Below are 12,461 nucleotides of genomic sequence, written 5' to 3' on the forward strand. Positions count from 1 at the left end.
AATAAAAATGATTTGCCTCCAACACTCAAAATCCAGAAACATGCATTTCCTATCTTTTTAATATGTATTAAATACGCCAACATACTCAAATAATCATAATCTTGACTTACTGACACTTAATTCACAAGCGTGATCTGCAATCTTGTTTTTCATATCTTTTCTATATGCTTTATCAAATGATTTATTACATCAGTACGCTTTTTACTTAATATATTTGCAATACAAAATCATACAAATATGATACGATTTTCAAATAAGATTAAATATGGACTTCAGTTTCTGCTTTTTTTAAATGTGGACGAAGAAGAATTTACAGACATCCAAAGAGCGGCCATCTCCTGCAATATTCCGCATAAGTTTTTGGAATCAATTGCCGTGAGCCTGAAAAAAGGAGGAACTGTTGTTGTAAAAAGAGGAGCCGGTGGCGGTTACCGTTTAAACAGAGCGCCTGAAGAAATAACGCTCGCTGAAGTGGTAAAAGCCATTGAAGGCATTGAATCCGGAAAAGACAATATCATTAAAGACATTGAAACAACCCGTGAGGTTGTTGAGGAGACATTGGATTCAGTGATGACCGATTTCTGGCAATCGCTTGAGAATATCACCTTAAAGCAGCTTCACCAGAAATATTACGACAGAACAGATAAAATAATGTATTATATTTAACAAAACTTTAAGCCATGACAAAAATAGCTAACAACATTACAGAATTGGTTGGAAAAACACCATTGGTAAAAATAAACAAACTGGTTAATGCAGATGCAGCAGAACTTGTTGCCAAGTGTGAATTTTTCAACCCTGCCGGTTCGGTAAAAGACAGAATCGCCTTAAGCATGATTGAAGATGCAGAACGCAAGGGAATTCTAACAAAGGACTCTATTATTGTGGAGCCTACCAGTGGAAACACTGGCGTGGGACTTGCTTTTGTGTCTGCAGTAAAAGGATACAAATTGATTCTGACCATGCCTGAAAGCATGAGCATTGAAAGACGTAAACTTTTGAAAAAGTTTGGCGCAGAACTGGTTCTGACACCTGCCGCCAACGGCATGAAAGGAGCCATTGCCAAAGCAACAGAAATTGCCGCTGAAAATCCAAATTCTTTTATTCCTCAGCAGTTTAAAAATCTGGCAAACCCTGAGATACACAGAAAAACAACTGCAGAAGAAATCTGGGCAGATACAGATGGAAAAGTTGACATATTAGTAGCAGGAATTGGAACAGGCGGAACAATTACAGGTGTAGGTGAGGTTTTAAAGGAACGCAATCCCAACGTTAAAATTGTGGCTGTTGAACCAGAGGCCAGTCCAATTTTATCCGGAGGTCAGCCTGGTCCGCATAAAATACAAGGAATTGGAGCCGGTTTCATTCCTGATGTGCTTAACACTTCAGTATATGATGAAGTTATAAAAGTAAGCAACGAAGATGCCATTGAGATGGCACACCGGGCAGCCAAAGAGGAAGGTCTGTTGTGCGGTTACTCTTGCGGAGCTGCCTTAACAGCTGCCATTGAAGTTGCCAATCGTCCTGAAAATAAAGGGAAGCGAATTGTTGTGATTCTTCCTGACACCGGAGAGCGCTACCTGAGTACGTTTAACATCGAGAGCTAACGAATTGAGCTGAAAAACTTAAATAATAAAACTGCCCCCAACGGGGCAGTTTTGCATCAGATTCGAAAAAAGTCCTCAACACAACGAATCTCAAAATCAAAACTTAAACAATCATATCCATTCAAAATGTCTGACAATCAATTATTCAAACCGGAAGAACGGAGTCGCTTACAACAAGTGCTTTCAGGACTTAACCGCGAACAGTTGCTTTGGCTGGGAGGTTACATCTCTGCTGCCATTGACTTTGCACCTTCAGCTTCCGGCAATTACACCGACCCCATTATTGAGCCTCAGGCAGTAGCTCAAACAGAAGAGCCTGCAGCCATTGGAGGACAAAAATCCCTGACCATCCTTTTTGGTTCACATTCCGGAAACTCACAAAGAGTTGCAACGCTGGCACATCAGGAAGCTGAAAGACAAGGGATAAAAAGTAAAGTAAAAAACATGGAGGACTACAACGCCAGATTCCTGAAAGATGAGGAACAGGTATTGGTTGTCATCTCCACACACGGCGAAGGAGAGCCTCCATTATCGGCGCAGGAGCTCTATGAAAAACTATCGGGCAAAAAAGCACCTGACTTTACGGACAAGCCATTCGCAGTCATTGCTTTGGGCGATAGCTCCTATAAACATTTTTGCAAAACCGGTTACGATTTCCACAGTTTTCTGGAGCAACAGGGAGGGAAGCCTTTACGACAGGTGGCCGCACTCGACACCGATTTCGATGATGAACTGGGTGAATTAATCCCGTCGGTGGTAAAACTATTTGCTTCCGCTCAAACATCAGCTTCATCGGCACCAAAGAAAGAGAACGTTGAAAAAATACAAGTTTCAAACTCCCCGGTTGAGGCACCTGTAATGGAAAAAGTTCAGTTGAATGGACGTGGTTCAGATAAAGAAACCTGGCACCTGGAAATATCAACAGATAAAAAAGGTCTGGTTTATCAGCCGGGCGATGCGCTTGAAGTGTATGCCAACAACAACCCGGAATTGGTTAAAGGAATCTTAAGAGTTACAGGGTTGAGCGCAAATGAACAGGTAACCGTCGGAGATCGAAAACTGAATCTGGAAGAAGCACTGACCAACTATTTTGAACTGACCATTGTTACTCCCCAGGTAGTAAAAAAGTACGCCACGCTGTTGGGCAATGACTCGCTGAATCAATTGCTTGACGACGCCGATAAACTGGATGAATTCCTAGAAGGAACAGACGTATTGGATTTGCTGCAAAAATACCCGGTTTCGGTAAATGCAGAACAACTCTTGTCGGTTCTCAGGAAATTACCACCCCGCGCCTACTCCATCTCGAGCAGTCCGGCCGAAGTTGGCGATGAAGTACACATCACGGTTGGCGCAGTGAGATACGAAAAAGAAAACCGTGAAAGAGGTGGCGTATGTTCAACATTTATTGCCGACCGCCTTGGAAACGACGATACAGTAAAAGTTAAAATAAGACCAAACAACAATTTCAGACTGCCGTCGGATGGCAATAAACCCATCATCATGGTAGGCGCAGGAACCGGTGTAGCTCCATACAGAGCATTTATCCAGCACCGTGCAGCTTTGGGCGACCAAGGGAGAAACTGGTTAATTTTCGGAGACAGGCATTTCACAACCGACTTTCTCTATCAGGTCGAATGGCTGAAATACAAAAAAAATGGTCTGCTCACCCGCCTTGATGTGGCATTCTCGCGCGACCAGGAGGAAAAAAGATACGTTCAGCACCGCATGAAACGTCACGGCAAAGAGCTCTATCGCTGGATTGCAGAAGGAGCACACTTTTACGTTTGCGGCGATATGAAGAAAATGGCCGGCGATGTAAAAAGCGCATTTCTCGACATCCTGCAAATTGAAGGAAACATGAGCCGCGAAGAGAGCGAAAACTTCTTAACCAAATTGAGAAAAGAAGGCAGGTATCAGGAGGATGTTTATTAGAGGTTAAAAGGTTGAAAGATGGGAAAGATGATGTTGTATAGATTTGACTGGAAACTCTCCGTGCTTGTTTTATATCCGGAAATAAAATATTAAGAAACCCATAATTAAGAGAATACATGGCAAAATTACCAGACCCCATCGAGTGGAAACCATCCCCGGTGGAACATATAAAAATAAAGAGTGATTTTCTCAGGGGAACCATCAAGGAAAGCCTTGCAGATGAAACCACAGGTTCCATCTCCAATGATGACACCCAGCTGATAAAATTCCACGGAAGCTACCAACAAACCGACCGCGACCTAGATGCTGAGCGCAAAAAGCAGAAACTGGAACCTCTGTACAGTTTTATGATTCGTGCAAGGGTGGCAGCAGGCATTACTACAGCAGACCAATGGCTGGTATTTGATCGGCTTGCAGATCAATATGGGAACGGAACCATGAAACTAACAACTCGCCAAACATTTCAGTGGCATGGGATTCTGAAAAGAAACCTGAAGAAAACCATGCAAGGCATCAACTCTACGTTGGTAGATACCATTGCTGCCTGTGGTGATGTAAACCGAAACGTGATGGGCACTTCCAACGAGGCTTTATCGCCACTGGTACCGGAAGTGGCTGCCTTCGCAAAAAAAATAAGCGACCATTTATTGCCAAAAACCACCGCCTACCACGAAATATGGCTTGACAAAAAATTGATTACGGAAGGTCAAACGGACGAAGAACCATTGTATGGCAAAACCTATCTTCCCCGTAAATTTAAAATAGCATTGGCCATTCCGCCATACAACGACACCGATATTTTTGCCAATGACATTGGCCTCATCGCAATAGGTGAAGGCAAAGAACTAAAGGGCTACAATGTTGCCATTGGCGGCGGTATGGGAATGACGTTCGGAAACGAAGAGACCTATCCCCGTCTGGCCGACATCATTGGCTATGTGCCAAAAGAGGACGCTCTGAAAGTGGTTGAGGAAATTGTAAAAGTTCAGCGTGATTACGGAAACCGTGAAAACAGAAAACTTTCACGCCTAAAATACACCGTTGACCGTTTGGGGACAGAAGTATTTAAACAGCTTGTGGAAGAACGCTCCGGCATCATATTACAGCCGGCTAAAGAGTACGAGTTTAAGCAGAACGGAGATGTTTTTGGATGGATGAAAGCCGAAAACAATAAATGGTATCTCGGTTTATTTGTGGAGCATGGTCGGGTAACGGATGTTGGTGACTATAAGCTCAAATCGGCTTTGCGCGATTTGGCAAGAATTAAGGTTTGTGATTTCCGGTTAACCGGAAATCAGGGCTTGGTTTTAGGTCGCATTGACGAGCCGGACAAAGCTGCCGTTGAGAAAATTCTGAATAAATACAATGTTTATCACTTGGATAAACTATCGGGACTAAGAAAACACGCCATCGCTTGTGTTGCGCTTAATACATGTACCCTGGCCTTTGCCGAAGCCGAACGCTATCTGCCAAAACTCAATACAAAAATTGAATCCATACTAAAAGAGGTGGATTTAACAAATGAGGACATACTCATTAGAATGACCGGATGTCCCAACGGTTGCGGCAGGCCATTCCTTGGAGAAATAGGTTTGGTAGGTCGTTCACTGGGGAAATACAATCTATATCTGGGAGCCGGCTTTTCCGGCGAGCGCCTGAACTCTCTTTACAAAGAGATGCTGGATGAAGAGGCCATTCTGGCCGAATTATCTGAAATCATACCAAAATACGCGGAAGAAAGAAATAAAGGAGAACGATTTGGTGATTTCGTGGTTCGGAAAGGCATCGTGAAATCGGGCCAAACCATTAAAACTATTTAAGCGATGTCAAAAGAAAACAGACAAAGAAGCATTATGAAAGCAGTATCGTACCGGGTAACCGGTACGATATTCACCTTTCTGGCTGCATACATCATAACAGGGAGATTGGTTCTGGCTGCCTCTATCAGCGGATTTGAGGCCGTTTCAAAAATATTTGCCTACTATTTTCACGAGCGATTGTGGGATAAAATCCAGTACGGAAAAAAACCGGCAAAACCGGAGTACGAAATTTAATCTGACTTATCTCGGAAAACAATCATTCTCATGAAATATCTTCCCATAAACATAAATCTTACCAATACGGAAATTCTTATTGTTGGAGGCGGAAATGTAGCGCTTCACAAAGTGGAAGGATTGGAACGCTTCACTCAAAACATCAGAGTGGTTTCGCCGGAACTGCATGCGGGTTTAAAGGAAAGAGAATGGATAAAATGGGAACAGAAAAATTATGATTGCGAAGATTTAAAAGATGCTTTTCTGGTGTTTGCTGCAACAAACCACAGACAGGTGAACGAGCAAGTACGGAACGATGCTCAAAAGCATCGTTGCCTTGTGAATGTAGTGGACAACCCGTCAATAGGAGATTTTATTTCACCGGCCATTTATAGTGAGGGAGATATGATTGTTGCAGTAAGTTCAGGTGGCAAAAATGTTCATGCTGCGGTAAAATGGAGAAACGATATAAGGGATTTGGCAGAAAGAGGTCTCATTAAGTGGATACCCGGTAATAAAGACAAGACATTATGACTGAACACAACATACATAAGGCACAAATTGCAAATGCAGGAAAAGTAACGCTGGCCGGCTTTGGGCCCGGAAACAGTGAATTACTAACGGTGAAAGCAATGAATGCTCTGAAAGCATGCGATGTGATATACTATGACGATTTGCTTGATGCATCTCTACTTGACCAATTTCCCGGCGAAAAGATTTATGTAGGAAAACGCAGTTCCAATCATGCTTTCAGTCAGGATAAAATCAATGAACAGTTGTATCAGTCTGCTTTGGAAGGGAAGCGAGTAGTTAGGCTAAAAGGAGGCGACCCGCTGATATTTGGTCGCGGCATTGAGGAGTACCACTATTTGGCCAAACGTGGAATTAATGTGGAACTGGTCCCCGGCATTTCAAGTGCCATGGCAGCCGCCGCTGATGCCTTGGTTCCCCTGACTGCGCGTGGAGTTTCTTCATCGGTCGTGTTTCTGTCGGGTCATGACATATCAAAACTGGTGGTTCCAAAAGCTGAAACTCTTGTGTTTTTCATGGGGGCATCGCGCCAAAACCAGTTGGCGAAACGTCTTTTAAAGGAGGGGTGGCATCCGCATACGCCGGTGGCTGTGGTTCAAAATGCATCGTACGCGCACAGCATCAACAAGCGTTACACGCTGGAGCAACTTGAATGCACAGACGATTTATTGGTTTCTCCTGTTATTATAATAGTTGGATGGACAGCCGCAGAAAACAATAGCCATTTACCAGATAAATGGCTATATACTGGCTCAAACATTACCGAATGCCGCCAAGAAGGGATGCTGATTCACTCTCCGCTTGTGAGTATTGAACCGGCTGATAAATATGATGATTCAGAAATTGCCATAAAGAACATTGAACAATTCAACCGCATTATTTTCACCAGCAGACATGCCGTGGAGCATTTTTTCGACCGATTAACAGACGCGAGAAAAGACATCAGAAGTCTGGCGAATGTAGAGATTGACGTCATTGGTCCGGTAACGGCAGAGGCCTTACTAAAACGGGGAATCATAGCTGAACCTCCCGGATTGAACAGCAGTTCGGAGGATTTGGTTGAGTTTTACAAACAAAATCAAATCAGAAGCCAGTCGGTTCTAATACCCGGCTCGGACAAAAGTTCGAAATATTTGCCTGATACATTAAGTAAACTTGGCAATAAAATCACCACCATTGTGCTCTTTTACAACCGTAAACCCAAAAACATCGTGATTCACAACCTGGAGGAATTCCATGGTATAGAATTTTCTTCAGTTCCGGCTGTAGAAAGATTCTTCGAGGTTTACAAAGCATTTCCCGGGCATATAGAATATGCGTTCAGAGGTCAGCAGTCCGAACAGCGGTTTTTCGAGTTGAGTGGGAAATTGAAAAAAGATTTAGTTACACTGCTTTCCGACTGAATTTATTAACAATGTGATAGTCATGTAATGTCTGAATGTGTTATGATTCCCTTACAAATAATAGTTGCAACTTTTCATCCATAAAGAATTTCTTCTATTTGTTTTTTGTTATCAGGAAGATAATTTGATGCAACATCCCATATAATTTCATAATCAATCCCGAAATACTCATGAGAAACCTTATTTCTCAATAAATACATCTCATCCCATGGAACATTGGGATGACTATCTTTTATGTTTTTCGGGATGTTTTTAGCTGCTTCTCCAATTACTTCGAAGTTACGAATTACGGCGTCTACAGTCTTGTAATCACGTTTAAATTGAATAAATGAAAGACCATGAATATATTCAGCAATTCTTTCCATTGCTATATTCATATCCTCAAGATACATTCTATACGCACGGTTTTCCCTTCTCATCATACAAAATTCACCTGGTTAAGGATATCGTCCCTAATCTGTTCCTTTAGTGCATTTTTTGTCACTAAATCAATCTTCTTATTAAAGATTTTTTCCAGATAAAGCTCCAACGAAAAGAATTTCCAACCGATGGGCTTTTCAAGTTCAATTAAGATGTCTATATCACTGTCTATTGTATTGGAATCATCAGAGTATGAACCAAATAACCCAATCTCCTTTACTGAATACTCCTCATAAAGAACAGGCTTTAATTCAGACAGTTTCGCTAAAATTTCAGTCTTTGTAAACATTATGCATCTCAGTAATTTGTTCAAGCAATACCCTTCAGGTTAATTTTGTCACTTTTTGAGTTACTTTTTTCGTGCTTTTCTCAAATATAATGAATTTATGAATACCGACTAAAAGATTTCTATAATGTAATGAAAGCGCCAATTACTCAACTACAATTGAGCTTTAGACTTTACAGCATTCTGAAACAAACCGCTAAGAACCTCTTCAATTTCAGCCATGGTCACCTGGATATCAAACACATGGTTTGGTTTTAGATAACTTACTTCATGTTCCGATTTAAAACGCTTTTCCCCGCCTCCGGTGATGTTGAGCATAACCACTGCATCTTTCTCAATGGCACCTTCATTCACCGATTTAATCAGCGAGGCTGTTGCCACAGCAGCAGCGGGGTGTACATCGTTGCCTTCCAGTTTTTCAAAAAGAGCAGCGGCTTCGTCAAGTTCTTCATTGGTTACAGAAATCACATCGCCTCCGGCATCCTTCATGCAATCGTACAATCCGCCTGCAATGGGATAAGCAGGCCATCGATTTGAAAGCACTTTTGCCTTTATTTCTTCCACCTGTTTACGTGCATCATCATCTTTTAATGGTAGCATGTCGCGTGAATCGGCTTTCCATGCATGATAAATGGCAAGAAATGGTGCATTTTGAGACACCATCAACTTCATTTTATTACGACCAAAGCGGCCGTCAACAATAAAGCGATCCACAGCCTCCCATGCAGCCACAGCTCCGGTTCCACTTCCAACAGCCTGAAAATATAAGTCGGGAATACGACCTATGTGTGTAACGGCCGAAAGAACAGTTGTTCCCATTCCATCGCGCCGCGCTACGTTGCGTGCGCCTCCTTCGGCATAAAAATCCGGAAGGCTGCAAATTTTATTAGAGAGGTGAATGGCATCAAAATAATCGCTGCCACTTCGGGTGCAAACCAAACGGACATTGTCATTGATGGGCTCATCAAACCAAAGAGCATCCAGATTGTCCTCGGGAACACACAAAAGCAGTGGCACATTATTATCGGAGCAAACACGTGCAAAAGCACGTGCCGTGTTTCCGGCTGAAGCCACCACCAAAACCCCTTTTTGGTTCTCCCCCATCCGACCACATACGGTGTAAGCTTCCGTCTCCTTAAAAGAACACGTCCGCATTGTAACTCCCTTTTCAGGCCAATAACCACTGAAAGTAACATACAAATTCTCCAATCCCAGGTGCTTTGCCATCCCTTCACTTTTGTATGTAGCAGGAGCCGAAGAACCTTGAAGGTATCGGCCAACCGGCAACCAGTCATCAAATCTAAAAATCCCCATAGAAGCATCCTTCACGATAAGCTGCACCTCTTCGTAAACCGTGCGTATTAACGTAGGTTCTTTTTCATTTGGAGCATCCAGCGTCCAACCCTGGTCGCTGAATTGTTGACCAGTTTTAATGGATTGTAATAAGTAGTGTGTGGGCTTAAAATCTGATGTCATAATAATGTATTCCTGGTTCTGTTTTCGATTGACAAAATTAGTGATTTATCGGCAGAAAACAGTTTTTAGTTTTATTCGTTTGAAAAATCAATAGTTTAGAGCTTTACCGGTAGCTGCAATAAAAAGCTGCTTATCCCGTAACTTTTCCCTGATGGCCATCAGGGAACTTAACTTAATGAATCCGATAACGTATGAATTTTTCGGACCACGATACTCTTCTGAGACAGATTGAAAATCGAAAAGACTTAACACCTCCTTATCCCTGTAACGAAGATAAATCTCAATGGCCGCATCTTTAAAATATGAGAATCCCTGAAAATAATTGGTCTTCTTATATTCATACCGATAATTATGCATCAATGCGGTTATGTCTGACAAAACGGCCGAACCGGTAGGGTGACCACCGGCACCCTTTCCAAACATAAACTGTTTGTCGTAAGCCAAACCTTTAATTACAACGCCATTGAATTCCTCCTCAACCGCATAAATATACTTGTCCCGCCCCACAAACCGAGGCAAAACAAACAGAGTGATTTTATTCTCACGCAGTCGTTCCACCTGACCTACCAACTTAATTTTAAAACCTTTTTCGCGGGCATATTTGATGTCAAAATCGGAAATATTGGAAATTCCGTAATTCAGCACCTCGTTAGGATTGATGATGACTCCGAAACTGTGCATGGTCAGGATGACCAATTTATAGAGAGAATCAAAACCTTCAACATCAAAAGTCGGGTCTGACTCGGCAAACCCCAATGTTTGCGCCTCTTTTAAGGCCACTTCGTATGGTTGTCCGTTATCAAAAACACGTGAAAGAATATAGTTTGATGAGCCATTTAAAATTCCGGTTACCGATAGAAGTAAATCATTATCGTAATACTCCTCCAGACTTCGGATAACAGGAATACTTCCGCAGGCAGATGCTTCATACAAAAGGGACACGTTGTGTTCCTTTTGCAGGGCTATCATTTCGGCCATGTGCTCAGCAATCATCTTTTTATTGGCCGAAACCACGTTTTTTCCTCTTTGAAGCGATTTTTTCACGATGTGATAAGCAGCCTCAGAATCGTCCACAAGCTCAACCACCGTGTTAATCTCCTCATCATTAATGATATCATCCGGGTTGTAGGTGAAATATGAATCAGGCAAATCTCTCTGTTTCTTGCTTCTGACACATATTTTTTTGATGGCTTTGTCGAGTGCAGGACTTTGTTTCATTACTTCGTACAATCCCTTACCTACGACACCAAATCCAAATACACCAATTTTAAGTTCCAGTCTGGCCATATTTATATTTGAGAATTGATTACAGAACAAATTTAATAATTATATGCTCAATCATTGATTATCCTTAAAAAAAGAAAGGCCGCGAAACGTTTTTCGCGACCTTTCTCACCTTAACCCTAACCCAAATATTATTCGAAATCTTCAAAATCAATATCTACTGTTGTTTTTTCTCTGCTTTCCACAATAACATCTTCAATGATTCCCGCTACTTCAGACTCATCTTCACCGTTTGTGATAACAACTACCAAATCGTAACTTCCCGGAGCCAAAAATGCAATGTGATAATGTCCATTTTCATCGACCAAATCACTGCTTACAGCATTTGGAAACCGAGGAGATTCTTCATCAGGAATCAATAATTCATCATCATTAAAGGCTCCTGATTGGTAGGCAAAAACAACAACGCTTTTATCATCCGCTTGATTAAAAACATCACCTTTTATGGCTCCGGCCTGATTATCTGCCACCAATCTGATGGTTGGTTTCAAGATATAACGTCCGGTTTTCCCGGCCACCACAACAGATTTACGAACATCAAAATCGGCAGTAATATCAACTGAACCATTTAAAGGCACGTGAAATGCACCCACTGCTTTATATCCTGTTTGTCCGCCGGAAGGAACAAACAACGGCTCAACAGAACCATCTCCAAACTCCAAATAACAACCCGGATTGGTAGGAAATCCATGATTATGATCCGGTAAATCAAGGATGAACCGTATTTGTGAATAGGTGCCGGATGAAAGTTCAAAACTTCCCAGTAAATCAGACTCACCACGGGTTAAATCCAACAAGTTATAGGTTTTGGGGCCTTCAAACTCTTCAAATGTGGCCCAATTGTTTCCACTTTTATGATATTGAATCTCGTTAATTGTAATATAAACCCCGGTAATATCCTCTGTATCAATGGGTGCATCTGTGATTGACAAATTAAGGGTTCCTGTACCTTTTTCTGTTTCGTTACATGCACCATAAAATAAAAGGGACAGGGCAATTACTGAAAAATAAAATAATCTTCTCATAACAATATCTTTATTTGGTTAAACCTCAAACATTAATCAAAGGGCGCATAATCAAACACTTTTGCACCTTCGACTGAAAAAATAATTTTGAAAAATCTATTTTGTTTTTAAATTTAATCAGGCCGTTTTGAGCAATCAATATTTCACCGGAAAAAATAAGTCCATGATTAAAACCGCCGGGTACAAAAAACAATTCAGGTTGGCCGTCCCCGCTATAGTGATAGCATCCCGGATTATATGGAGCTCTGTATTCATTCTCTGCACTATGGGTTACCAATCTGATTTTCTTATAAATACCCGGCTTAACCTTAACATGACAGAACCCCCCTCTTCCGGTTGAATCCAACTCAAAACCCAAACCATTTGTCAAACTATCTGACCCTTCATAAACCAAACAACCTTCTACCTCGTGATACAACTCTGCTCTAACGCATTCCACACTAATCCGTTCCAACATCTGA

Annotated in this window: 13 protein-coding genes; 7 read left to right on the forward strand and 6 right to left on the reverse strand. The window is 41.8% G+C overall.

Going from position 1 to position 12,461, the window contains the following annotated elements; all coding sequences use genetic code 11:
• The first annotated feature begins 237 nt into the window (after positions 1-237).
• The 7 genes from EV194_RS12485 (at position 238) to cobA (ending at position 7,509) form a co-directional block, all read left to right on the forward strand.
• Positions 238-666 carry an RrF2 family transcriptional regulator gene (locus EV194_RS12485; RefSeq protein WP_132434377.1) on the forward strand — a complete coding sequence of 143 codons (429 nt, stop codon included), beginning with the start codon at positions 238-240 and terminating at the stop codon, positions 664-666.
• Between the two features lie 14 nt (positions 667-680).
• Positions 681-1,607, forward strand: coding sequence for a cysteine synthase A (gene cysK / locus EV194_RS12490; protein WP_132434378.1), 927 nt, complete (start codon positions 681-683; stop codon positions 1,605-1,607).
• A 126-nt stretch (positions 1,608-1,733) separates the two neighbouring features.
• On the forward strand, positions 1,734-3,542 hold the full coding sequence (locus EV194_RS12495; RefSeq protein ID WP_132434379.1) for an assimilatory sulfite reductase (NADPH) flavoprotein subunit: 1,809 nt from the start codon (positions 1,734-1,736) through the stop codon (positions 3,540-3,542).
• 116 nt (positions 3,543-3,658) lie between these two features.
• Positions 3,659-5,362 carry an NADPH-dependent assimilatory sulfite reductase hemoprotein subunit gene (locus EV194_RS12500; protein ID WP_132434380.1) on the forward strand — a complete coding sequence of 568 codons (1,704 nt, stop codon included), beginning with the start codon at positions 3,659-3,661 and terminating at the stop codon, positions 5,360-5,362.
• A 3-nt stretch (positions 5,363-5,365) separates the two neighbouring features.
• Positions 5,366-5,596, forward strand: a complete 231-nt coding sequence (locus tag EV194_RS12505; protein ID WP_079558048.1) for a DUF2061 domain-containing protein — start codon at positions 5,366-5,368, stop codon at positions 5,594-5,596.
• 30 nt (positions 5,597-5,626) lie between these two features.
• Positions 5,627-6,109 (forward strand): precorrin-2 dehydrogenase/sirohydrochlorin ferrochelatase family protein, encoded by a 483-nt coding sequence (locus EV194_RS12510; protein WP_132434381.1) that lies wholly within the window; start codon positions 5,627-5,629, stop codon positions 6,107-6,109.
• Positions 6,106-7,509, forward strand: a complete 1,404-nt coding sequence (cobA, locus tag EV194_RS12515) for a uroporphyrinogen-III C-methyltransferase (protein WP_132434382.1) — start codon at positions 6,106-6,108, stop codon at positions 7,507-7,509. The genes EV194_RS12510 and cobA overlap by 4 nt, the downstream gene beginning before the upstream one ends.
• Before the next feature lie 74 nt (positions 7,510-7,583).
• Here the strand turns inward: cobA and EV194_RS12520 are convergent, their stop codons facing one another.
• The 6 genes from EV194_RS12520 to EV194_RS12545 form a co-directional block, all read right to left on the reverse strand.
• The gene (locus EV194_RS12520) at positions 7,584-7,931 is read right to left on the reverse strand and encodes a HepT-like ribonuclease domain-containing protein (protein WP_207916038.1); all 348 of its coding nucleotides are present in this window, start codon (positions 7,929-7,931) and stop codon (positions 7,584-7,586) included.
• Positions 7,928-8,218, reverse strand: coding sequence for a nucleotidyltransferase family protein (locus EV194_RS12525; protein WP_132434383.1), 291 nt, complete (start codon positions 8,216-8,218; stop codon positions 7,928-7,930). Before EV194_RS12525 ends, EV194_RS12520 begins: the two co-directional genes overlap by 4 nt.
• Before the next feature lie 150 nt (positions 8,219-8,368).
• Positions 8,369-9,691, reverse strand: a complete 1,323-nt coding sequence (locus EV194_RS12530; protein ID WP_132434384.1) for a cysteate synthase — start codon at positions 9,689-9,691, stop codon at positions 8,369-8,371.
• Between the two features lie 87 nt (positions 9,692-9,778).
• On the reverse strand, positions 9,779-10,978 hold the full coding sequence (locus EV194_RS12535) for a homoserine dehydrogenase (RefSeq protein ID WP_132434385.1): 1,200 nt from the start codon (positions 10,976-10,978) through the stop codon (positions 9,779-9,781).
• A 128-nt stretch (positions 10,979-11,106) separates the two neighbouring features.
• Positions 11,107-12,000 (reverse strand): DUF4382 domain-containing protein, encoded by an 894-nt coding sequence (locus tag EV194_RS12540; RefSeq protein ID WP_132434386.1) that lies wholly within the window; start codon positions 11,998-12,000, stop codon positions 11,107-11,109.
• A gap of 25 nt (positions 12,001-12,025) precedes the next feature.
• Positions 12,026-12,457, reverse strand: coding sequence for a hypothetical protein (locus EV194_RS12545; protein ID WP_132434387.1), 432 nt, complete (start codon positions 12,455-12,457; stop codon positions 12,026-12,028).
• Positions 12,458-12,461 lie beyond the last annotated feature (4 nt).

This window comes from Natronoflexus pectinivorans (assembly GCF_004345615.1).
Taxonomy (GTDB): domain Bacteria; phylum Bacteroidota; class Bacteroidia; order Bacteroidales; family Marinilabiliaceae; genus Natronoflexus; species Natronoflexus pectinivorans.